The 22218-nt window shown below is 68.3% G+C and carries 17 protein-coding genes and 1 pseudogene; 8 read left to right on the forward strand and 10 right to left on the reverse strand.

The window, feature by feature from the left end; all coding sequences use genetic code 11:
• Positions 1-5: 5 nt before the first annotated feature.
• The 3 genes from ACIRR9_RS41615 to ACIRR9_RS41625 form a co-directional block, all read right to left on the reverse strand.
• Positions 6-386: an MmcQ/YjbR family DNA-binding protein gene (locus tag ACIRR9_RS41615; RefSeq protein ID WP_403763532.1), complete on the reverse strand. Its 381-nt coding sequence runs from the start codon at positions 384-386 to the stop codon at positions 6-8.
• A 1184-nt stretch (positions 387-1570) separates the two neighbouring features.
• Positions 1571-2242, reverse strand: coding sequence for a TetR/AcrR family transcriptional regulator (locus tag ACIRR9_RS41620; RefSeq protein ID WP_403763535.1), 672 nt, complete (start codon positions 2240-2242; stop codon positions 1571-1573).
• A 401-nt stretch (positions 2243-2643) separates the two neighbouring features.
• Positions 2644-3261, reverse strand: a complete 618-nt coding sequence (locus ACIRR9_RS41625) for a TetR/AcrR family transcriptional regulator (RefSeq protein ID WP_403763538.1) — start codon at positions 3259-3261, stop codon at positions 2644-2646.
• A gap of 925 nt (positions 3262-4186) precedes the next feature.
• On the opposite strand from ACIRR9_RS41625, the gene ACIRR9_RS41630 reads away from it, so the two are divergent.
• The 5 genes from ACIRR9_RS41630 to ACIRR9_RS41650 all read left to right on the forward strand — a co-directional run bounded on the left by ACIRR9_RS41630 (position 4187) and on the right by ACIRR9_RS41650 (position 9254).
• Positions 4187-4741 (forward strand): carboxymuconolactone decarboxylase family protein, encoded by a 555-nt coding sequence (locus tag ACIRR9_RS41630; protein ID WP_403763541.1) that lies wholly within the window; start codon positions 4187-4189, stop codon positions 4739-4741.
• A gap of 306 nt (positions 4742-5047) precedes the next feature.
• Positions 5048-5842, forward strand: coding sequence for an isocitrate lyase/phosphoenolpyruvate mutase family protein (locus ACIRR9_RS41635; protein WP_403763544.1), 795 nt, complete (start codon positions 5048-5050; stop codon positions 5840-5842).
• 58 nt (positions 5843-5900) lie between these two features.
• Positions 5901-6548, forward strand: coding sequence for a nitroreductase family protein (locus ACIRR9_RS41640; RefSeq protein WP_403763547.1), 648 nt, complete (start codon positions 5901-5903; stop codon positions 6546-6548).
• Positions 6549-6942: 394 nt separating this feature from the next.
• Positions 6943-7842, forward strand: a complete 900-nt coding sequence (locus ACIRR9_RS41645; protein WP_403763550.1) for an NADP-dependent oxidoreductase — start codon at positions 6943-6945, stop codon at positions 7840-7842.
• 470 nt (positions 7843-8312) lie between these two features.
• Positions 8313-9254 (forward strand): NADP-dependent oxidoreductase, encoded by a 942-nt coding sequence (locus ACIRR9_RS41650; RefSeq protein ID WP_403763553.1) that lies wholly within the window; start codon positions 8313-8315, stop codon positions 9252-9254.
• 189 nt (positions 9255-9443) lie between these two features.
• Here the strand turns inward: ACIRR9_RS41650 and ACIRR9_RS41655 are convergent, their stop codons facing one another.
• Positions 9444-9629 carry a hypothetical protein gene (locus ACIRR9_RS41655; RefSeq protein ID WP_403763556.1) on the reverse strand — a complete coding sequence of 62 codons (186 nt, stop codon included), beginning with the start codon at positions 9627-9629 and terminating at the stop codon, positions 9444-9446.
• A 373-nt stretch (positions 9630-10002) separates the two neighbouring features.
• On the opposite strand from ACIRR9_RS41655, the gene ACIRR9_RS41660 reads away from it, so the two are divergent.
• Positions 10003-10884, forward strand: a complete 882-nt coding sequence (locus ACIRR9_RS41660) for an SDR family oxidoreductase (protein WP_403763559.1) — start codon at positions 10003-10005, stop codon at positions 10882-10884.
• 473 nt (positions 10885-11357) lie between these two features.
• Positions 11358-11642, forward strand: a pseudogene (locus ACIRR9_RS41665) (PAS domain-containing protein); the annotation flags it as partial.
• A gap of 1146 nt (positions 11643-12788) precedes the next feature.
• On the opposite strand, the gene ACIRR9_RS41670 reads toward ACIRR9_RS41665, so the two are convergent.
• Positions 12789-14105, reverse strand: a complete 1317-nt coding sequence (locus ACIRR9_RS41670) for an MFS transporter (protein ID WP_403763562.1) — start codon at positions 14103-14105, stop codon at positions 12789-12791.
• 203 nt (positions 14106-14308) lie between these two features.
• Here ACIRR9_RS41670 and ACIRR9_RS41675 point away from each other — a divergent pair, with 203 nt between their 5' ends.
• Positions 14309-15307, forward strand: coding sequence for a LacI family DNA-binding transcriptional regulator (locus tag ACIRR9_RS41675; RefSeq protein WP_403763565.1), 999 nt, complete (start codon positions 14309-14311; stop codon positions 15305-15307).
• Positions 15308-15353: 46 nt separating this feature from the next.
• Here ACIRR9_RS41675 and ACIRR9_RS41680 read toward each other — a convergent pair whose 3' ends face one another.
• From ACIRR9_RS41680 to ACIRR9_RS41700, 5 genes are all read right to left on the reverse strand, one after another.
• Positions 15354-16193 (reverse strand): ABC transporter ATP-binding protein, encoded by an 840-nt coding sequence (locus ACIRR9_RS41680; protein ID WP_403763568.1) that lies wholly within the window; start codon positions 16191-16193, stop codon positions 15354-15356.
• Positions 16190-17974: a dipeptide/oligopeptide/nickel ABC transporter permease/ATP-binding protein gene (locus tag ACIRR9_RS41685; protein WP_403763571.1), complete on the reverse strand. Its 1785-nt coding sequence runs from the start codon at positions 17972-17974 to the stop codon at positions 16190-16192. The genes ACIRR9_RS41680 and ACIRR9_RS41685 overlap by 4 nt, the downstream gene beginning before the upstream one ends.
• On the reverse strand, positions 17971-18912 hold the full coding sequence (locus tag ACIRR9_RS41690; RefSeq protein WP_403763574.1) for an ABC transporter permease: 942 nt from the start codon (positions 18910-18912) through the stop codon (positions 17971-17973). The genes ACIRR9_RS41685 and ACIRR9_RS41690 overlap by 4 nt, the downstream gene beginning before the upstream one ends.
• 9 nt (positions 18913-18921) lie before the next feature.
• Complete coding sequence (locus ACIRR9_RS41695) at positions 18922-20475, reverse strand: ABC transporter substrate-binding protein (protein WP_403763577.1); 1554 nt, start codon at positions 20473-20475, stop codon at positions 18922-18924.
• A 459-nt stretch (positions 20476-20934) separates the two neighbouring features.
• Entirely contained in the window at positions 20935-21939 is a 1005-nt protein-coding gene (locus ACIRR9_RS41700) for a LacI family DNA-binding transcriptional regulator (protein ID WP_403763580.1), read from the reverse strand.
• Positions 21940-22218: the final 279 nt, after the last annotated feature.

Raw genomic sequence — 22218 nt, forward strand, 5'->3', positions numbered from 1 at the left:
GATGGTCAGGCCCGTCCGTAGGTGTGCGGATCCACGGGCTGCTGGGCCTTGGGAAGTCCGCCGACCACAAGACGGTAGGAGTCGATCACGAGTTCCTTCACCAGTTTCTCGTCGACGGTGCCTCCGCCTTCCACCGTGATCCAGTGCCGCTTGTTCATGTGATAGCCGGGGGTGATGTCCGCGTGCCGCTCGCGTAGGGCTGCGGCGTCCTCCGGATCAGCTTTCAGAATCACCACAGGGTGCCCCGGCATATCGGTCATGAGCATGAAAACCTTGCCGCCCACCTTGTAGAGGTCCCAATCGGGGCCGAAACGATGCTCCACTTCGCCTCCAGGCAGCTCCACGGTGCAGTCGCCTGCGATCTTCTGCAGTTCCTGTCCGTCCATGGTGATCAACTCCACTGTCATCGAGTGCCCGACCGACCGGTCGAGGCTCCAAGGTGGTGTCTCCGAATCGCCGCGCGAACGGTGTTGCCCGCACGGCGGCAGCGGTGCAGGCAGCCGACGGCGAATCGGGACAGTTGCGCGGCCGGGGCGACGCGGTCGCCAAGTCCGCGCGGGTCATCTCTGGCGCGTATACGCCTGTCCGTGCGGACGAACCAGGCCTTCCGCCGCAGACTCGTTCGTCGGCCGTGAGGATGGCTGTAGCGGCGACCAGGCGCTTGGTCCCGCCCCCTCTCGCGGGCGACAGGGTCCGCCGGGGCGGCTTGGCGCTGAGGCGGACCGTGATGTGAGAGCGTCGGCGACGCGCCCGTCAGCCGGTCGGCGCTCTGCAGGAGAGGGAGCCGATCCCAGGGGCAGCGCTGGCGGAGGTCCCGGGTTCCCTCGACGGGCTGATGCCGTGGCACTGACGCTCTCGAGGTTCTGGGCCAACACAGTCGCGACGGATGCCAGGCCGTCGGCGCTAGGGTCCTCCCGTGTCGCCATTGCCTTTGTGCAGCTGTTCAGGTCCAGAGCGTCCCGTTGACTCAGCCGCGGACAGATTCCGTCGACCGGGCTGCGGGAGCTGTCACTGCATTGGCTCCGCGCTTGCCGGGGCCGGTCGGCGTCCGCCCAAACGTAGTCTGCGGCCGACCGCAGGGCGTCATCGCCCGGCACGTGTTCCGCCGGGTTCGAGGCGCTCACCGGTTCGCCTGACCTGAGCAACAACACTGACAGGACAACACGCTGCCGCGGCTGGCCGGCTCCGGCCTCGCCTCCCTGTTTGCGTAGCCGGACGGGACCGACCCCCGGGAACTGGACGTCCACGTGCATGGTGCATACCGCCCTGGAGATCCTTGTGAGGTTTGGCTGCTCAGCTGTCCGCAGGAGACCGCTCTCTCCAAACGTACCGCACGCCGGCCACTTTTCAGGACCAAATAGTCCTCTTAAGTAGGGAGGGCAACTGCTTCTGAAGGGAGGCTCGGGCTCCAGGGGGCACAGAATGAGGGGGTCGGGCGCCTCCCGCCACCGCGAAACCCTCGCCTGAGCCGCCTACGGCCATCGGGAGGCGGTAGCGGTCCGTGCCGGAGGCTGCGGCGCCAGCCGCCTGTGGTGCGGCATCCGTCCTGGTGCCGCCCTGTCGCGAAGGCTCAGTGGCCTGACGGGCTTCCCGCCGGCGGACTGGCGTCTTCAGCGGATGCGGCATAGGTCTTGATGTGCCCGATCGCCATGTCCAGGGCGATCCTCATGGGTTTGACGTCCTGGGCTGTCTGCGCAAGGAGGTAGCCGCCCTGCAGGGCAGCCATGAGGCCGGTGGCGAGCTCTCCGGGATCTGCATCGGAACGGAGGACTCCCGAGTCCTTCATTCGCTCGAGCCCTGTCCTGAGCAGTCCCTCCCAGCTGTCGAAGTGCCGGGCGAGCGCCTTGCGTGCCTCTTCGTCCTGATCGGCCAACTCGCTCGCAAGGGATCCGAGCGGGCAGCCGTAGGCGCCGTTTCGGAGGGCGTTGTGTTCGACCAGGACGTCCCGCCAGCGCTCCAGCCCGCGGAGAGAGTTGAGCCGCTGAAGTAGCTGGTGCTGGCGTTTGAGCAGTTCAGCAGCCTGCAATGCGACAACGTCCCGCACCAGTGCATCCTTGTCGGGGTAGTGACGGTAGAGCTGGGATTTGCTCGTTCCGCTGGCCGCCCTGACCTCGTCGAGGGTCGTGGAAGACACGCCCCTGACGTACATCATGTCGGCGGCAGCCCTCAAAATGCGCTCTCGAGTCGCCCGCCCGCGCTCGGTCAGCCGGGAATCGTTTCTGTCGCGCGCCTGTTCCGCCACGTAGGCCAGATTACCGCCGCGCAGGCTAGCAGGATTGAAAAGGGACCTCAAGGACCTTTTTCTGGAGTCTCCCGGTGGCCGGAGAGGGCCGACCGGAGTTGCACCTGACGGCGTGCGCTTGGGCTCTGTGCCGGTACTGCCAAGGACGATCAAGACCTTGAGGGTCGGCTTTGGATCCAGAACGGTCCGGCCGCCGTTCGCCCCCTGTCCGGCTGATCAGGGCCGGCGCAGGGGCATCGGCAACGCACCAACCCGCAAGGACGCCGGTGTCGCCGTCTCTCCGGCCGAGCGGATTGCCGGGAAGGCGATCATCGGCGGCGTCCGCCTGCGGCCCGTACGGGGCCGGCTGTTCCAGCCAGTCGTGGCAGAGGCGGACGAGTCTCTCGGGCTGCGAACGTGGCTCAACGGGGAGCGAAGCACGCGATGTGGTCCAGGGCCATGTCCAGTGCGACGCCCATCGGCTCGGAGCTGTGAGCATTCTGTGCCAGCACGTAACCTCCTTGCAGAGCGGCCAGCAGGCCAGTACCCAGGCGCTGTGGGTCCGCGTCCTCGGCGAGTACGCCGAGGGTACGTAGCCTGGTCAGTGTTTCGACGAGCATCCCTTGCCAGGCATCGAGAGATGCATTGAGGGCCTGGCGGGACTGCTCATCGTTGTCGGACAGCTCAATCGACATCGCGCCCAGCGCGCATCCGTACGAGCCATCCTGCAACGAATTGGCCTGTACCAGCGCGTCACGCCAGCGGCGGAGGCCAGCGAGGGTCTTCACGCCGCGCAGGCACTGTTCCTCGCGGGCGAGGACGAACTTCGACTGCGCGTCGATCACGGCATGGATCAGCGCGCGTTTGTCCTTGAAGTGGTTGTACAACTGCGACTTGCTCGTTCCGCTCACCAGCCGGACGTCATCGAGCGTGGTGGCGCTGACACCCCGGACGTAAAACAGCCTGGCCGCCGAATCAACGATCCGTGAACGGGTCTCCAGGCCGCGGGGTGTGCGGCGGATATCGCTGGTTGCGGACACGGTGTCTCCCTCGGGCACGTTACTCACTCGTGCAGCTCGGCCGTGGAGCGCTCCACAAGCGCGCTGGCCTCGACCTCCAGGCCGCATCAGTTATGGCGCCGATACGACCGTAAGGGCTGATCGGTGGGAGACGAGGATCTTGTGATTCTTCACGCAGGTGTCGATGGCGACGCGGCCGGTAAGCCCCGACCGGGCCAGGACGGCATCGCGCAGTCCTGCGGCCGTCCGCTGCGGCGCGCCGGTGTTGGGGATCTGCCGGACTTCCCCGGCGAGAACCTCCTCCAGGGTTCCCGTCCTGCCGGAGTCGCGGAGCAGTCTGCGCGATGGCGCCCGGGACCGCACCGCGGTAGGCGCCGAGGCGGCGCACCACCCTGGCGTCGATGGCCTGTGCCGGGACAGGCGTGTCACCCAGTACCTCCACGTGCAGGGACGTGAGAAGCAGATGCAGGCAGAGCCGGCAGGTCTTGGCGTCGATCCTGTCAAGCCGTATCTCAGCTTGGACTAAATAGTCCATTAAATCAATCGATCCGGATGGAGAGCGGCCGGTTCGACGTGGCTTGGCGCCCTGCGATCCGATCGGAACGACCGCTCACAACAGGGGCAATGCGAGCCTCTGAGCTGCAGATTTGATGGCTTGCCCCTGTCGCGACGCGTCACCAGGCGGCCTGGTGCACGCCACCCCTCCCGGGGGTTGCGCAGAATTTTCTGGTCTGTATAGTCCTTTCTATGTGGTGTCCGAGGTGGTGAAGAGTTCCAGAACTCGGCACCGACGGAGTCGCCCCTCTCCCCGCAGGCCGCTGCGCGCAACCGCACTCGACCGACAAGGTTGCGGCCGGCAAGGGAGGAGCCCGCGGCGCAGCTCCGAAACAGTGAGCCCGTCTGGGGCTCGACGACCATTCACACCCAGATCGGAGGTCGATTCGCCGTGTCACGACTGAACGTTCCCGCTCCAGAGGATGCGCCTGCCGGCGCACAGCAGATACTCGGCAACGTTGGTGCCCAGCTGGGCTTCGTCCCGAACATGTTCAAGACCCTCGCGTCGAACCCGGCCGTTCTTGAGGCCGTCACGACTATGCAGGGCACCCTGAGCCGGGTTCTCGACGGCAGAACACGGCACAGCATCGCGCTGGCCGTGTCACAGGCCAACGGCTGCGATTACTGCTTGGCGATGCACACCCACGTCGCGACCGAATTCGGCAGCATGTCGAGCGACGACATCGAACTCGGCCGCGTCGGGAGCTCGGTCGATCCCAGACGTGCGGCGGCCGCTCGTTTCGCGCAGCAGGTGGTCGAGAGCCGCGGCCGGGTCAGCGACGCCGACCTCGCGGATGTGCGGCACGCCGGATACACCGACGCTCAGATCCTGGGGATCGTCACGGTGGCGGTGCAGTTCCTGCTCACCAACTTCATCAACAACGTCAACCAGACCGACCTCGACCTCCCCGCAGTCGACTCGGTCGACACCACCGTGCCCCAGTGAACCCGCACCCCGATCCGCGGGGGCGCCCCACGCCGCACGCGACAGCGTGATCGAGCACGTGCTCCGCCCCTGGCGCGCAGTCGTGCCGACGAAGGACCAGGACGAGATCGTCCACAGCCCACATCAACTCATCCTCTGAGGCCCGGGCCGCTTCAAGGCTCCACGCGGCCGTCGACCACGCCCTAGTCGCGGTTGGTCCTCGGATCCCCTGAAGCGGTCCAGGCACGCAGTAGGCGGCGGACCCCTCACCTTGATGATCGTTCAGGAAGGCTCGACATGCCTGGCTCCGAACTCCATGAGAAATTCATGGCGCTGCACACCCGCGACGATGGCCTCGTCATGCCCAACGCCTGGGACGGCCTCTCGGCGCTGATGCTGGCCGATGCCGGCTTCGAGGCGATCGCGACATCGTCCGCGGCGATCGCCGCCACGCTCGGCCGTCTCGACGGCCGTCACCAGGTCACCCGCGAAGAGCACCTTGCGCATGCGCGGCTCCTCGGCCGCCTCACAGGGCTGCCCGTCAACGGAGACTTCGAGGACGGATACGGCGACATGCCCGAAGACGTCGCGGCGACCGTTGAGGCCGCCGTGGAGTCCGGCCTGGCCGGTATCGGCGTGGAGGACACCTCGGGCGATCCCGACCGGCCGATCCGCGACTTCGACGAAGCGGTCAATCGCGTACGGAGCGCCGTTGCCGCTTCAAAGGGACGCATCGTCGTCACCGGCCGCACCGACAACTTCATCCAGGGACGACCCGATCTCGACGACACCATTCGACGTCTGACCGCCTTCGCAGAGGTGGGCGCCGATGTGGTCTACGCGCCATTCCCACCCGACCTCGACGCACTCGTCGCGATCGTCACCGCCGTCGCCCCGACACCGGTCAACGTCCTGGTGTCCCCGGCGGACCAAGTCCTGACCGTCGCTGAACTGCAGCAGGCCGGCGTCAAGCGCATCAGCCTGGGCCCGCTGCTCTACACCCACGCGATGGGGGCGCTCGAAGAGGCCACGAAGGCAATCCTCGCAGGCGACCTCGCGTCGGCAACGGCGGGCATGAACGTCGCCCGCGTCAACGAACTGCTAGCCCGCCGCAACAACTAACCCGATCACGCAAATCACTGACTCTTCAGCACGTGATCACAAGAAAAGGTAGGACGACATGGATCTCGGCAAGCTCATGAACAAGCACCTCACCAGGTACTTCGACCCCAGCAAGACGATCCCGGAGGACACACTTCACCAACTGCTGGGGTTCCTGCGCTCGACGCCGTCATCGACGAACGTGCAGCCCAACCACTTCTACGTCCTTGCCACGACGGAGGGCAAGGAGAGGCTGGCCGCCAACCTCGGCGAGCGATTCCAGGACAACAGCGAGAAGATCCTGAACGCCTCACACACCGTCATCCTCACCACCAGGGCGGACCTGTCCGACGGCCACCTCCAGGCGGTGTTCGACAAGGAGCGGGCCGACGGCCGGTTCCCCGACCCGGCAAAGCAGGCGCGGTGGGAGTCGATGACCCGCGACTTCCTCAATCTCCGCAACTACGGCTACAAGGACCTGAACCACTGGATGGAGAAGCAGACCTACCTCGCCATGGGTCTGACCATGATGGCGGCTGCCGAGCTCGGCGTCGAAGCCATGCCGCTCGAAGGGTTCGACCCGACCAGCGTCGACAAGGCGTTCAAGATCCGCGAAACCGGACACACCACGACCGTGCTGCTGGCCCTCGGCTACCCCGACCCCGCGAAGGCGTACAGCAGCCCCATTTCGCGCTTCGAAACCGACCAGCTGTTCACGTTCATCTGACCAGCCACGGCACCGGGAAGGGCAGTGGCTCAAGTCCGGAGGCAGTGAAGGGAAAGCCGCCGTCGCGCCCCCGCCGGTCAGGTCGGGCGGTGGCTCCCGCCGCGCCTCGACAGCCACGACGTACCTCTCGTCGCCCGCTGCGGCCACCAGGTTCGGACTGGGGGCGGCCGGCCAGTGCGCCGGCGGCGCGGAACCTGCCGCCGGCGGCAACGCCGCTGCCCGAAGCTCGGGGGACATGGAACCAGCCGGTCGGACGGAGCGCGAGGACAAGGATCTACTGTGAAGGCGTGCGGAATGTCCCATTCGACACCCTCGCCGGATGCAGTTTCCAGCCCGTACCTCCGAGTCGGCCGGACCGAATGAGAGGAAGAAGATCACTATGAAGGCTTGCGGAGTGTCCAGGGCAGGGACGGAAGTCGCCCTGCTGGAACTGCCGGAACCGTCGTCTCCCGGGCCGGGCCAGATCCTGCTCGCGGTTGAAGCCGCGGGGGTCGGGCCGTGGGACGTACTGGAAATCGACGCCAGTTGGGACGTGGGGCTACGCCTCCCGGCGGCGCTGGGAGTGGAGGGCGCCGGCAAGGTGCTGGCCGTCGGTGCGGGTGTCACCCGGTTTGCCGTAGGCGACCGGGTGCTCGCGCACGAAGCCCCGCTGCCCGGAGGAAGCGGCTTCTGGGCCGAACGCGTTGTGATCAACGCGGATCACGCGGCGGCCTGTCCGTCAGGCTTGGACGCCGCACACGCAGCGGCACTGCCCGTCAACGGGCTCACGGCGCTGCAGGCCTTGGAAAAGCTGGACCTCAGCCGAGGACAGCGGCTCCTGATCACCAACGGGGGCGGGGGCACCGGAGCCCTGGCCATTCAACTCGCCGCGGCCCAGGGCATCGAGGTGACCGCGACCGCGTCCGCCAGTGCAGCAGAGCGTCTGCTCGGGCTGGGAGCGATGGAGGTCGTCGACTACCACGACCCGCAGTGGTCGACCAAGGTACGCGGCGAGTTCGACGCCGCCCTCACGATCGCCACCGGCACGGCGGCCCCGGCCCTGCCCCTGGTGCGGGACGGTGGCCGGCTGTGCTCCCTGACCTCGGACGCGCCCGCGGAGGAACGAGGCATCACGAGCTGGGACCTCTACATCGAACCCGACGCCGCGCAGCTTGCCCGGCTGGCGGAGCAGGCTGCGGACGGAAGCCTGAAGCTCGCCCCGGAACCCCTGCCGCTGAGCGAGGGACCGGCCGCGTTCACCCAGGTCGTCGCCGGACGGGCCGGTGGGAAGAAGCTCGTGCTCGTTCCGGCATGAACCGCCCGGGCACCGACGCTCCCGATGCGGGGCCACCGTACGCGCAGCGCAGGAGCGACAGGACTTCGCATCGGCGTGGCCACGCGGACAGGACATCGACGCGTTTCACCTGCCGACGGCGCTGACCGCAGGACAGCCGTCCCCACGCCCGCTGCTCACCGGCACCGGGCAGTAGTGGGCAGGGGCGGGCCGGAGCAACTACGCGCTCGATCGAGGCGGTGACGATACCTGCGAAGGCCATCACGAGATCGGACCAGCGATGCGTGAACGGCCCCCCGACCACTCCCCGCAGTGTCAGCCGGAGCTCTCCCGTCGACGGCGGCCTGCCCCGGGGGCCGCACGTCGGCCGTGCCGACCGGGACGGTACCCATCGGGCCGAACATGACGGCACACGGCGGCGCCCGGCACGCGCACCGGCCCCGTCCACGTCACGCGAGGACGGACAGAGCTTGCACAGAAAGAGGAAACACATGAAAGCGATCGTGGTCACGGACCCCGCCGCCGGAACCGCGGGGATGAGGCTGGATGAACGGCCCGATCCGGAAACGGCACGGCTCGCCAGTCTTGACGGCGCGAATTACGGTGACGTCGTCGTCGAAGTTCACGCGTCGGGATTCACCGGGGACGAACTGGAGTGGCCTTCGACCTGGGTCGACCGCCTCGGCCGGGATCGGACACCCTCGATCCCCGGACACGAGGTGGCGGGCGTGGTCACCTCGCTCAGCTACGGAACAGCAGGACTGTCGGTCGGGCAGCGCGTCTTCGGCCTCACGGACTGGACCCGCGACGGCACCCTCGCGCAGTACGTCGTCGTCGAGGCACGCAACCTTGCGCCGCTGCCCGGCGACATCGACTTCACGGTCGGCGCGAGCGCCGCGATGACAGGACTGACGGCCTGGCAGGGACTGTTCGAGCACGGGCACCTCTCGGTGGGGCAGAGCGTGCTCGTGCACGGTGCCGCCGGCGCGGTCGGATCGATGGCGGCTCAGCTCGCGCGAGAGGCCGGTGCGTACGTCATCGGCACCGGACGCGCCGCCCACCGCCAGAGCGCACTCGACTTCGGCGCACACGAATTCGTCGATCTCGACAGCGACACGCTAGAAGACGTCGGCGGAGTCGACTTCGTCTTCGACGTGTTCGGCGGCGACATCGCCGCTCGATCGGCCCGGCTGGTGCGAAGTGGAGGAACATTCGTGACCGTCACCGGCCCGCCGGAGGTCCGGCCGGCCGACGGCCTGGCGGTCGACTTCGTTGTCGTCTCCGACCGCACCCAGCTGGGCGAGATCGCCCGGCGGGTGCGGGAGGGACGCCTGCGGACGCATATCGGCCAGGTCGCGAGCCTCGACGACGCTGTCGCCGCCTTCAACCCGGCCCAGAAGGTCAGCGGAAAGACGATCATCCGCGTGCGCTGAAGCCGTGGACGACGTCTCACGCAAGACGAGGCGACCGCGGTGCCGTCGCGAGACGGCCCCGCCCGCACGGCAGGGTGGCAAGCCACCAGGCGTCTCGGGCCGCAGAGATGCCGTCCCGAAGCATCGCCAATGCGAACACGCCGACCCGCAGGCGGGCTGCGTCATGTGCTGCTGGTACGCAGGCCGCACTCACTGGGAACCACTACGCTTTTCGGCGGGTTCCCGCTGCGCAGCTTCGCCCTGCATCTGTACCCGCACGAACACGGCCTCGCGGATCAGGCGCCGGCGCGCTCTGCACTGATCCGACCGGACATAGTAATTGTGCACCTGCTCAAGGATTGCCAGATACCCGGAAAACGGCTTGAATTCGTTCATCTTATCCTTCCTGGGCGTGTAATCCGATTTCCTCTTCAAGACGGATTCTCGGTCCGCGGGAATGCGTACTGTGCGTCGACGTTGGTCGCCACCGGCCACTTTTCAATCTGAGTCCGCCCTTTCTCTCTGATCCACCTCGGAGTTCCCGAAGGGCTGTATGTCGGTGGCGGGCCTACGCTCATCGGAGCAGTGCCTGCACAATGGGCAATGCGGCGTGACGGAATGTGTACATTGTTAGAATATTGAGCGGGGCCGAGGAGATGCAGTCTCCTCGGCTTGGAATTCAAGAGGCGAACGTCGCCTGCCGGAGCGGCTTGGCCGTCGGTGCTTTCCCTGCGACGCAGCGTTCGCAGCAAGTCATCTGGAGACTTCCATGCGTGTGTTCGTCACCGGAGCCAGCGGCAGCATCGGCTCAGTTGTAGTTCCCGAACTCATCGCTGCAGGTCACGAGGTCCTCGGCCTCGTCCGTTCCGACGCCGCGGCCGCGGACGTCGCCGCCGCCGGCGGGACACCGCTCCGCGGCGACCTCACCGACCTGGACAGCCTCCGCGACGGCGCCACGCAGGCCGATGGCGTCATCAACCTCGCCTTCAGCAACGACTGGAACAACTTGGAGCAAGGCATCGACGAGGAAGGGCGCGCCGTACAGACTCTCGCGGCCGCGCTCGCAGGCAGTGGCAAGCCGTTCGTACATGCCGGCCTCACGCCGATGATGCCAGGCCACATCTCCACCGAGGAGGACCCCAACACCACAGCCGGTCCGGTCGGTGGCCGCGGCCGTACCGCCGACGCCGTGCTCGCCCTGGCCACCCAGGGCGTCCGGTCCTCCGTCGTGCGCCTGCCACGTTCCGTGCACCAGCGCGGGGCGCAGTACGGCTTCTGCTCGGTGCTCATTGCCGCCGCACAGAAAGCGGGCGTGTCGGCGTACGTCGGTGACGGCACGCAGCGATGGCCGGCAGTCAACCGGCTTGATGCCGCCGTGCTGTTCCGGATCGCACTCGAGGACGCCACGCCGGGCACGGTCCTGCACCCGGTAGCCGACGAAGGCGACACCATGAGGTCGCTGGCCGAGACCATCGGTGGTGTTCTCGCGGTGCCGGTCGAGTCGGTGCCACCTGAGAGCTTCGGCGTCATCGGCCGGGTGTTCGCCCTCGACATGCCGTCGTCGAGTGCACTGACCCGGGAACGGTTCGGCTGGCAGCCCACCCGTCCGAGCCTGATCGACGACCTCGCCGCCGGCGGCTATCCCGCATGATCCGCGACGACGTGGAACCCCCCGCCGCCCCACGAGACACGCGTAATCGACCACGCAGGCAGGAAGGTCACCGCCGCCGAGGTCTCCGTTGAAGGCCACTGCTACCGCGACAGAGAGCCCGTAGAGTTCTACCTTCCCGTCGGCCCCAACACGATCCCTGTGCCACCACGAGATCGCCGCCAGACTCCGGTAGGCCACGCCACCACCTCCTTCTGAGGACAGCATTCAGTCCGCCTGGTGGCACGGGCCCCGACCAGCCCGCCCCGCACACGCGCCGTGACCGGCGCACCCTGGCGCTCTCTCGAACCCGGTGGCACAGAACCCCCAGCCCAACCTTGCGCCCTGTCGTATGTCCCCTGCTGGTGGAGACGGCCTGCGCCGCACGCATATACCCTTATTCAAGGACAACAAGATCATATATCTCAAAGATGGGTAGTGAGGGGTGAATGGACGCCTCGGACGAAATTCTTCAGATGGCCACACCGTCGGCTCTTTTGACCCTGGACGGAGCCATCCGCCACCTCAACGCGCCGATGGCCAGGGTGCTGGGCAGGCCAGTGGAGCAGTGTGTGCGTCATAGGTTTGGTGATCTATTGCCCGCGAGTCAGTTGCCCGCGGCCGAGAGCCTCGTTTCTCACGCCGCCACGACAAAGACGGTTGCGATGCGGGTGCTGGAGTTCCCAGGGCCAGCTTCAGCATCCGTCGTCTGCCTTGTCGAGGCGCGACGAGTGAATGACCCGGTAGGCGGCGGGGCGCTGGTGTGGGTGCACTCTCTGAACGCAAGAAATGACCGGGACGGACTGTTGGTCCCGTTCCGGCTGGCGGCCAAGGCTGCCAACCTTGGTCTCTGCATGTATTCACCGCAGGAGCGCACGCTGGAGTGGCTGGGAGGCGCACCCGCCTTGGCGGCGCTGTTCCCGAAGGCCTCTATGCCTTTGTCCGAGGTGGTTCGGCGAGTCCACCCTGACGACCGCAGTGTTCTTCGGCGGCTCGTGCATTTGACGGCTGCCGGGTCCCCCTGGGTCAGGTTACGGTTCCTCACTGACGGGGATGGCTGGCATTTCCTGGTCTGCCGGGCTCGTCGGATCATTCTGGGGTCTGGCGGCCCCGAGCGGGTCTTCGGAGTAATCCGCGATGACACCACAAGGCAAGCGCGCCGGCGGAGAGCGTTGGTCGCGCTGATTGCTGAACGCCAGCGCGCCGACGAGATCGCGGCCTTCTCCTCCGCTGTGATGACCGCAGTCACGGAGCAAGAAATACAACAGGTCGTTCTACCCCGGCTCGCCGCGACTTTCGGTGGTACCGGCGCCGCGCTGGCTCTCATCAGCGAAGGCCGGCTACGCGTCTCCTCCGATGCCGGGATCCCGATACCAGTGGCCGCCCTGGACGACCTGGCGGCGAGCCGGACGCGTTCGGACCACAAGGTGGCGGCTGCGCCTGCCGGGACCGGTCCGGTGAGGTGGACCGTCTCACCCGGCAGCAGCGGGAAGGCTTCGTCGGTGCGTATGCCGAGAACATCCCGGATGGGCCCCGCTCCCGGCGCCGGAACCGCCTGGTACGTGGCGACTCGCCCCGACGCCGGGACCCTCGCCGCGCTCCTGACCCGTATCTGCGACGAGGCAGGCGTCGAACTGGTTCTTGCTGCCCCTCTGGGGGCCGGAATCTCAGGGGCGAACCTGCACGACAGCCAGGCGCTGATCCCACTTCCGGCGCACCGGGCCCGACGCCGACTATCTGTTCCTGATCGACCACGGCGGCAGCGGTGGGGACGTACCCGCCAACGGCGTCGAACTCCTCACCGGGAAGGACATCAGCGGTTCGGTCACCGTGCCCCCCGGGGGGAGCGGCGGTCGTGCGCGAGGCGCGCTGACGTCGCCTACGTTCGGTGCGGCTGGGCGTCACGGTCAGGTCGACAAGATCGACGGTTCGGTCAGCCCCTGGTCACTGAGCGCTCCACGACGGGCTTTCGCCACCGCCAGCTGTTCGGATGGCGGGGCCTGGGAGAGCCTGGGCACCCAGGCCAGGCCGATCACGGCAGCGACCAGCACGGCGGCGAATATCAGGCCGAAGAACAGCCGGGGGTGCCCCAGGGCGAAGGCGGGCGTACCCAGTGCGGCCAGTCCGGCCGCGCCCCGGGTGAAGGCCATGGTCACGCCGGTCGCGGTGGCGCGCAGCAGGGTGGGGAACAGTTCCTGGGTCCAGACTTTGTAGACGGACTCGCCTGCGAAGGCGTTGCCGAGTCCGGACAGGAGCATCACGGCGATCAACGTGACCTTGTTCGCTCCGAGCAGGGCCGGCAGCGCCCAGGCGACGACGATCAGCGCGGAACCGACGGCGAACCAGGCGTACCGCACGGGACGGTCGACCACCCTCATGAAGGCGAGACCGGCGAGGAAGCCGACCGGCAGCCCCAATACGGAGACTTGGGAGAACTGTGCCACGTCTCCCTTGGCCAGAGCGGTCCACAGGAAGGTGCCGAACTGGCCGAGGGTGTTCGCGCCGAGGTTCCAGGTGGCGTAGTACAGGCCTGTGGCGAGCAGGGCCTGGACCGTGGGCGGTCGGAGAAGTTCCCTGATGCCGCCGAAACGCAAGGGCATGGAATCCGCGGCCGACTGCCCAGTAGCGGCCCGGCGCGCGGCCGCCCATTCCGCCGACTCGCCGAGCCCGAGACGCAGGAACAGTACGACAAGGGCCACCAGGAGCAGGTGTGCCAGGAGGATGCGGCCGCCCAGCAGTCCCTGCACTCCGATGAAGGAGCTCAGCATCAGCACGGCGACGATGGCGGCCAGCCAGAGCATGCCGGAGAACACCACCATGACGCCCTTCTTGCCCGGTGGCGCCTCCTCGTTGATGAGGGCGAGCGACACGGGGAGGTCCGCGCCGATGGCCAGGCCGGTCGCGATGACACCCGCGTAGAGCAGGGCGGGTGTGGCCGCCACGAGGAGCAGCAGGATGCCCGCCGCATAAAGCACGAGGGAGAGGGTGAAGATCTTCCGGCGGCCGAAGCGGTCGCCCAGCCAGCCGCCGAACAGCGCGCCTGCCGCGAAGGCCAGGGTCTGAAGTCCCAGCAGGGCTCCGACGGTCCCAGGGCTGAGATGCAACGGAGCGGTGTAGTAGCCACCGATCACGATGCCCGAGGTCACCAGAGCCCCGGCGTCCAGGTAGGAGGCCATGCCGGCCAGAACCGTCGTCCTCCAGGGGCGTTTCACGAGGGTCTGCATGGCGGGCATGGTCCTCCGCGTCGATCACCGGGAAGGAAGAAGTTCGGCGACCCCGCCCATATCGTCCGGGCACGAAGGTGAGGGGGCTCAATGCAGTTACCTACTCGTTTCACTTACGCGAGCCAGTCAGGTAGCTTGGCCCGTAAGCTAACGGCGGCCATGGGGCTTTGACAAGAGTACGACCAGGGGCGGGAGTGACCGGAGTGTCCGACGGCAGACGGGTGACCAGCGCGGATGTGGCGCGGGAAGCCGGAGTCTCGCGCGCGACGGTGAGCTACGTCCTCAACGACACACCTCATCAGAAGATCCCCGAGACCACCCGGCAGCGAGTGTGGGACACCGCCGCCCGCCTCGGCTACGCCCCCTCGGCCGCCGCGCGGGCCCTGCGGATGGGACGTTCCGACATCGTCCTCGGCCTGTTGCCGGACTGGCCGATCGAACATGTTCTGGGCCGCCTCATCCAGCAGCTGACCAACGCCTTCGCCGAGCACGGGCTGACCTTCGTGGTGCACTCATCGGCCCATCCCGCCCGGCCCCTGCGGGAGCTGTGGAAATCCGTGACGCCGGCGGCCGTACTGGCCCTGCAGGAGCTCGCCGATACGGAGGCCCGGGCGATGCGGGCCGCCGGTATCGAGGTGGTCATGACGATGCACGGTTCGACCGGGGGCGAACCCCGGCCCGCCCTGGTGGCCGAGCAGCCGATCGGCGCGCTGCAGGCACGGCATCTCGCGGGATACCACCAGCGACTCGGCTACGCCTACCCCGACCTGCCGGGCCTCGATGTCCTGGCCCAGCCGAGGCTCGACGGCGTCCGCAAGGTCTGCGCCGAACTGGACCTGCCCGATCCCGACGTCCGGACCGTACCCCTCGACGCCCGGGGCGCCGCCGACGCGGTGGAGGCATGGCTCGCCGCCGACACCCCCGTGACGGGCGTCTGCGCTTTCAACGACGACATCGCTCTCGCGGTGCTCGCGGGCCTGAGCCGTCTCGGCCTGCGCGCCCCACAGGACCTGGCCGTGATCGGCTGCGACGACATCCCCAACGCGGCACTCGCCCAGCCGCCGCTCACCACCGTCTTCCGCGACACGAACACCATCGCCCGCAGCATGGCCCGCCGAGTCGTCGACACCCTCGCCGGCAAGCAGATTCCCGCCGAGCCCGTCCGCGACGAACTCGGCATCCGCATCCGGGAATCCACCTGACCCCACAGCGGTGAGGACAGCCCCTTCACCTCGGCTGCCACCCAGCTCATCGAGCGGTCGCCTCCGCCTCCGTCCGCTGTCTGCGGCGCGTGCGCTGCAGGACCGGGTCCGGGACGGGGGCGGCGGCCACCAGTCGACGGGTGTACTCGTGCCGGGGCTTGACGCACACGTCTGCGCTGAGGCCCTCCTCGACGATGCGGCCCTGTTGCAGCACCAGGGTGCGTGCCGCGAACTCCTTCACGACGGCGAGGTCGTGGGTGATGAACAGGTAGGCACAGCCCAGGGTCTGCTGGAGCTCGGCGAGGAGGTCGAGCGCGGCGGCCTGCGTGGTGACGTCGAGGGCGCTGGTCGGCTCGTCGCAGATGATGATCTTCGGTTCTCGGGCGACTGCCCGGGCGATGGCGATGCGCTGGCGCTGACCGCCGCTGAACTGGGCCGGGTAGCGGTCGGCCGCGTCCTCCGGCAGGCCTACCCTGCGCAGCAGACCTGTCACGTGCTCGCGGACCTCCTGGCGTGTCCGGCTCGATCCGGTCAGCAGAGGCTCTGCCAGCGTTCGGCCCACCGGCAGCGCGGGGTTCAGTGAACCGTAGGGATTCTGGAAAACGGCCTGGATGTCGGGGGCCAGCGAGCGGCGGGCGCGGCCGGTCAGACGGGTGATGTCCTGCCCGTCGAGCAGCACACGTCCGGCGCTGACCGGGGTGAGTCCCAGCACCGCCTTGCCGATGGTGGTCTTGCCGGAGCCGGACTCGCCCACGAGCGCGACCGTCTCGGCCTGTCCGACGTCGAAGGAGACGTCCTCGATGACGGTCGTCGGGGGCTTGCGCAGGCCGCGGGCCGGGTAGCGGACCGCAAGGCCGTCCAGCTGGAGTACGGGTGTACCGGTCACGCGATCCTGCCCTCGATGGGTGCGATGCTGGGGGTGCTCTGGATGAGCCGGGTCGTGTAGGGGTGTCGGGGCCGGTAGAAGATGTCCTCGACAGCGCCTTCCTCGACGATGCGGCCCTGTTCCATCACGATCGCGCGGTCGCAGGTGTCTGCCACGACCCCGAGGTCGTGCGTGATCAGGATGATCGCCGTCCCGCGTTCGTCGCGCAGTGACCGGAGCAGGTCCAGGATGCCCGCCTGGACCGTGACGTCCAGGGCGGTGGTGGGTTCGTCGGCGATCAGCACCTTCGGCGAACCGGCGAGCGCCATGGCGATGGCGATGCGCTGGAGCATGCCGCCGGACAGTTCGTGCGGGTGCCGACGAGCAACGTCGTCCGTTTCGCGCAGATGAACGCTGGTCAGCAGTTCATGTACCCGCTGCCGGACGGCTTCCTTCCCGCCGGACACGCCGCCGATCCGCCGGACGATCTCGCTCAACTGCGAGCCGATGGTGAAGTACGGGTCGAGGGCCATCATGGGCTCCTGGGACACCAGGGCGATCTCGCTGCCGCGGAGGTGCCGTAGTTCCTTCTCCGGCAGGCCGCTGATCCGCCGGCCGGCCAGCCAGGCCGAGCCGCCCGTCACCGCTCCGTTGGCAGGCAGCAGCCCGAGCAGCGACAAGCCCGTCACGGTCTTTCCGCTGCCGGACTCCCCCACCAGTCCGAAGATCTCGCCGGGACGCACGGTGAACCCGACGGAGTCGACGACGACACGTGTGCCCTGCGCGGTCGCGAAGGCGATCGAGTAGTCGCGCACGGCGAGCACGGCGTCGTCCGACTGCGAGTCCGGCGGGACGTCCGACGACTCGCCGGACGGGCCCTCCGGATCGGGTCCGGCCGGCACGCGCACGGGCCGCGGCGAGCCGCCGCCGGTCGCCCTGCGCCGGTCTTCCTCGAGGTCGCGAAGCCCGTCACCGAGCAGTCCGAAGGAGATGGTCATGACGCCGATGAGGCCTCCGGAGACGAGCAGCAGGTAGGGGTCCTGCTGCATGACCTGTGCCGCGTCCCCGACCATGCCGCCCCAACTGGGCGCGGGTGCCGGGGTGGCCAGTCCCAGGAACCCGAGGCCGGTCTGGATGGCGAGGGCGATACCGGCGAACAGGCACACCTGGACCAGCAACTGCCCCACCAGGCCTGGCAGGATGTGGCGGACCATGATGCGGGCCGGGCCGAGCCCGGACACCTTGGCCGCGTCCACGAACAGTTCCTCGCGCAGGGCGATGCACGAACTGCGGATGATCCGGGCGAGGTTGGCGGAGGCGAAGAAGCCGATGGTGAGCATGGCCGCGATGTTGCTCTGGTGGAAGATGGCCAGGACGGCGAGCGTGACGATGATCGCGGGGACCGAGAGCAGGACGTCGAGTATGGAGACGATGACCCGGTCGGTCCAGCCGCGTAGATAGCCGGCCACGACGCCGAGGGTCATGCCGACCACTGCGTAGACGAGGACGGCCAGGCCGACGCCGAGCAGGGCCGGGCGCCCTCCGTAGAGCAGCCGGCTCAGCACGTCGCGGCCGAGGCCGTCGGTGCCGAGGAGGTGGTGTCCGGACGGACCGGTCAGTGCACTGGTGAGGTCCTGTTCGAGCGGCGGATGCGGCGCCAGGAGCGGGGCGGCCAGCACGGCGAGGCAGACACCGGCGACCACGAGGGACGAGGCCGCGGTGACGGGACGGCGTCGGAGGCCTGCGAGGGGGTTGGCCCTCGCTCGTGATCGCGCCGTCGGAAGGAGGCGTACAGCGGTCATTGCGCACGCACCTTGGGGTTCAGGAAGCCGTACAGGACGTCGACGAGCAGGTTCACCACGATGACCATGGCCGTGAAGGTGAGGGCGACGCCCTGCACGACCGGCAGGTCGTGCTGGTTGGTCGCGTCCACGACCGTGGTGCCCAGGCCGGGCAGGGTGAAGACGTTCTCGATGAGGATCGTGCCGGGGATGAAGGCGATCATCGTCAGGCCGATCGTGGTCACCAGCGGTAGCCCGCATCCGCGCAGGGCGTGCTTCCAGATGATCGACGCGGGCCGCGCCCCGGACGCTCTGAGCGTTCTGATGTAGTCGAGGCCGAGGGTGGTCAGCATCGCGTCTCGGGTGACTTTGGCGATCATGGCGACACCGCCGATGGCGAGAGCGACCACGGGCAGGACGAGGCCGGCGCTCCACTGTCCGGGGGAATCGGCGAACGGCGTGTATCCGGTGGCGGGGAAGAGCCCGAACTTGACGGCGAACACGGCGACCAGCAGCAGCGCGATCCAGAAGTTGGGCAGTGCGCCGCCCAGCAGGGACACGATGTCGACCAGCCTGCGGCTGAGCCTGCCGCGCGTCGCGCTGTACACGCCGAGCAGGATGCCCACGGCGCTCGCGAGTCCGGTCGCCCCGATCACCAGTGACAGCGTGACCGGGAGCCGCTGTCCGATCAGCCCGAGCACGGGTTCGTCGGTGAACAGGGAGTTCCCGAAGTCACCGTGCAGGGCACCGCGCAGGTAGAGCCAGTACTGCGCCCCGACGGGGCGGTCGAGGTGCAGGGCGGCCCGCAGGGCGTCGTACTGCTCCTGTGTCGCGTTGAGTCCGAGCAGCGTCCGTGCCGGGTTGCCCGGCACGAACGACTCGAGAAGGAAGGTGATCGCCGATACGACCAGCAGCAGCGGGACGGACAGCGCCAGCCTGCGGAGAATGATCGGGAGCATGGGTCCGCATCACCCGGCTGTCCACGTGGTGACGGACGTCGGCAGGGCACTGCCCTTGGTGAATTCCACGCCGCGGAGCTTCTTGTCGTACATGACGATCAGGTCGGCGCCGGAGACCGGCAGCGCGAGCGCCTGGCGTGTGATCACGTCGGTGAGGGTCTTCGACGCCGCGTCCCTGGACCGGGTGTCCGCCGTGGCGAGCCGGGTGTAGGCCGCGTCGACCTGAGGGTCGTCCACGCCGAAGACGTTCATGATGCCCGTCTTGGTGAACCCGGCCTGCTGTGCGTAGAAGTTCGAGTCGCCGCCCTGGCCGGGTGAGAGCACGGTGGCTCCGAACTTCTTGGTCAGAAGGTCGTTGATCCAGCCGCCGAAGTTGGTGGCCGCGGTCAGCTTCAAGGTGACGCCCACCTTGGCGAGTTGCCCCTGTACGGCCTGCACGAGCTTGCTGGTCGTGGGGTCGAACGAGCCGTAGTTCACCGGGATGGTCAGCCCGCTCGCATAACCCGCCTTTGCCAGCAGGTCCTTGGCCTTGGCCGGGTCGTAGGGGTACAGCTTGGCGACGTCGGGGCTGTAGCCGTCGTAACCCGGCATCGCCGGCTGGTCGACCGGGGTCCCGTAGTCGCCGTACACCGCCTTCGTGATCGCGTCGCGGTCGACCGCGTAGTTCAGCGCCTGCCGGACCCGCACGTCCGACAGCCCCTTGACGACGGTGCCGGCACGGTCGAGGAGGAACAGCCCGGCCCAGGTGGTGGGCTTCTTGATCGTGTCGAGTGAACTGCTGCCGGCGATCGTCGGCGCCGTGTCCGGGGTGCCGAACATGAAGTTGATCTGTCCGGACTTCAGTGCCTGGACCTGCGAGTTGACGTTCGGCATCACCCGTACGGTGATCTTCTTGAAGTGGATCGCCGACTGGTCGTAGTAGTTCTTGTTCGGTACGAAGACGTAGTGGTCGCCGGAGACCGACTGCGCCGCGCTGTAGACGTACGGCCCGGCGCCAAAGGTGGCGGAGGCGAGCTTCTTCGGCTCCGTCAGTCCTGCCGGGCTGATGACTGCGCCGCCCAGGAACTGGGGTGTGACCAGTGCGCCCATGTCCGGGTTGGGTGTCGGGCTCTTGATGAGGACCGTCGAGCTGTCCTTCGCGGAGAAGGTCAGAGGGCGGAAGTAGGAGGCGTTGGGCCCGCTGCCCTTCGCGAAGTACTTGAACGAGTTGACGACGTCGGCAGCGGTGATCGGCGTGCCGTCGGCGAACTTCACCCCGTTGCGCAGCCGGAGTTGGAACGTGGTGTTCCCACTGCCGACATAGCCCCACTTGTCGGCCAGCCCGGCCGCGAGGGTACCGTCGGCGTTGCGGGTCAGCAGGGTCGCGTAGGCCGGATCGACGTAGTTCAGGAAGGGCCCGGTGGCCACCTGGGCCGGGTCCAGGCTGTTGGGCGCCGAGGACATGCCGAGGGTCACGTTGTCGAGGGCGGCGCCGCCGCTGTCGGATTTTCCGCCGCCGCAGGCAGCGAGTGCGAGTGCCGCGACCACGCCGATCGAGGCTTGGAGGACGGTGCTTCTCTTCATCGAGGTCTCCGTTGGAGGGAGGGCGGGCCGGGAGCGTGACGTGCGTGGCGGAGGGCCATCGTGGTGGCGGGGTCCGGGGCGGGGCGCGAGTCCGCGGAGTCGCTTCACCAAGCGTTACCGTCGAGTAGCTGGCACGTTTCGCTTACACGTTTAAGCCAGTGCCCGGTAACGTAACCGTGTCGCCCGCATTGCGCAAGGGGTTGGGAGACGGCGGTTTTCGCGGACTTCGGGGACGACGACGGCGACGAGCGTGACGGCCACCGACCCCGGCTGCCCCGCGACAGCGCACGACCTGCTACGACGCGGGCCTTGGACTCACGCCCGCGGTGCATGTCGGACGGCACGCTCCGGCGGGCCGGAAGCGGGCCCCTTCCGTGCGGCCACAGCCGGGCGCCGAGTGAACAGCCGTCGCATCAGGGCCCCTTCGACGCCGGTCGCACTTCCGGTCACTCGCCCCGTTCAGGCCGACGCCCGCAACCGCAACCGGAGCGGGTCCCGGAGAGGACCGGACGGGGCCGGCTTTCCGTCGAGGCTGTCGACGACACGGCGTACCAGCCCCCGCGCGACAACCTCGGTGTCGCGGGCGACCGAGGTGAGCGGGGGCTGGGCCAGCGCCGCCGCCGAGGTGTCGTCGACGCCGATCACGGCCAGGTCCTGCGGGGCGCGCAGCCCCAGGGACCGCAGGGCGACCAGTACCGCCAAGGCGACGTCGTCGTTGAACGCGCAGACGCCCGTGACGGGTGGGCCGGCGGCGCGCCAGGCCCGCACCGCCGCCAGCGCGCCGTCATGTTCGAAGGACACGACCCGGACGTCCGGTTCCGGCAGGCCGAGTTCGACGCACACCTTGCGGACACCGTCCAGCCGCGGCCGGGCCAGGGCGTCGAGTCCCGGCAGGTCCGGGTAGGCATAGCCGAGTCTGCCGTGCGAACGCACGAGATGACGGGCCTGCGTCACGCCGATCGGCTCCTCCGACACGAGCGGGGCCCGTCGTCGGCCCCGCTCCGAGCCGTGCAGAGCCATGACGACCTCGATCCCCGCCGCCCGCAGGGCACCGGCCTCCGGCTCGGCGAACTCGCCCAGCGCCAGCAACGCCACGGGGGTCAGGGCCTTCCAGACCTCCCCCAGGGGGCGGGCCGGGTGACCTGTCGAATGTACGAGGAAGGTGAGCCCGTGTTCGGCGAAGGCGCGGGTCAACTGCTGGACGAGCCGACCCATGACGTGCTCGATCGGCCAGTCCGGCAGCAGGCCGAGCACGATGTCCGAGCGACCCGTGCGGAGCGAGCGAGCAGCGGCCGACGGGGCATAACCGAGCCTAGCCGCCGCCTCCCGGACCCGTCGACGCGTGGCTTCGGGGATCTTCTGATGAGGGGTCTCGTTCAGGACGTAGCTCACCGTCGCCCGGGAGACTCCGGCCTCGCGAGCGACATCGCCACTGGTGACACGTCTGCGGCCGGGTCCGGTCATACATCCCCCTCTGAGGGACCTCTTGTCAAAGCCCGCGGCCTGGGGCTAACTTACCGGCTCAGCATACATACACGTTTAAGTGGCGCGTTTAAGCGCAGCATCCCGTAGCCGGCAGTCGACACACCACGCTGTGCGGTTTCCGCTCGACGCCGGGACCATCGAATCGGTGGAGGCTCGCGTACATCGCCCACCCCGAACCCGCCCAGCCGAGCACCCCTACCCCGAAGCGACCGGAAGGGCCACCCTGTGATCTGCCATCACGACTTCCACCACCACGGC

Source organism: Streptomyces sp. NPDC101234, assembly GCF_044767525.1.
Taxonomy (GTDB): Bacteria; Actinomycetota; Actinomycetes; order Streptomycetales; family Streptomycetaceae; genus Streptomyces; species Streptomyces sasae.

Excerpts from the sequence above, each read along its gene's own strand:
- ACIRR9_RS41655 (WP_403763556.1), bottom strand. The coding sequence starts at position 9,629 with ATGAACGAATTCAAGCCGTTTTCCGGGTATCTGGCAATCCTTGAGCAG.
- ACIRR9_RS41615 (WP_403763532.1), bottom strand. The coding sequence starts at position 386 with ATGGACGGACAGGAACTGCAGAAGATCGCAGGCGACTGCACCGTGGAG.
- ACIRR9_RS41670 (WP_403763562.1), bottom strand. The coding sequence starts at position 14,105 with ATGCAGACCCTCGTGAAACGCCCCTGGAGGACGACGGTTCTGGCCGGC.
- ACIRR9_RS41685 (WP_403763571.1), bottom strand. The coding sequence starts at position 17,974 with ATGACCGCTGTACGCCTCCTTCCGACGGCGCGATCACGAGCGAGGGCC.
- ACIRR9_RS41695 (WP_403763577.1), bottom strand. The coding sequence starts at position 20,475 with ATGAAGAGAAGCACCGTCCTCCAAGCCTCGATCGGCGTGGTCGCGGCA.
- ACIRR9_RS41640 (WP_403763547.1), top strand. The coding sequence starts at position 5,901 with ATGGATCTCGGCAAGCTCATGAACAAGCACCTCACCAGGTACTTCGAC.
- ACIRR9_RS41660 (WP_403763559.1), top strand. The coding sequence starts at position 10,003 with ATGCGTGTGTTCGTCACCGGAGCCAGCGGCAGCATCGGCTCAGTTGTA.
- ACIRR9_RS41700 (WP_403763580.1), bottom strand. The coding sequence starts at position 21,939 with ATGACCGGACCCGGCCGCAGACGTGTCACCAGTGGCGATGTCGCTCGC.
- ACIRR9_RS41690 (WP_403763574.1), bottom strand. The coding sequence starts at position 18,912 with ATGCTCCCGATCATTCTCCGCAGGCTGGCGCTGTCCGTCCCGCTGCTG.
- ACIRR9_RS41635 (WP_403763544.1), top strand. The coding sequence starts at position 5,048 with ATGGCGCTGCACACCCGCGACGATGGCCTCGTCATGCCCAACGCCTGG.
- ACIRR9_RS41650 (WP_403763553.1), top strand. The coding sequence starts at position 8,313 with ATGAAAGCGATCGTGGTCACGGACCCCGCCGCCGGAACCGCGGGGATG.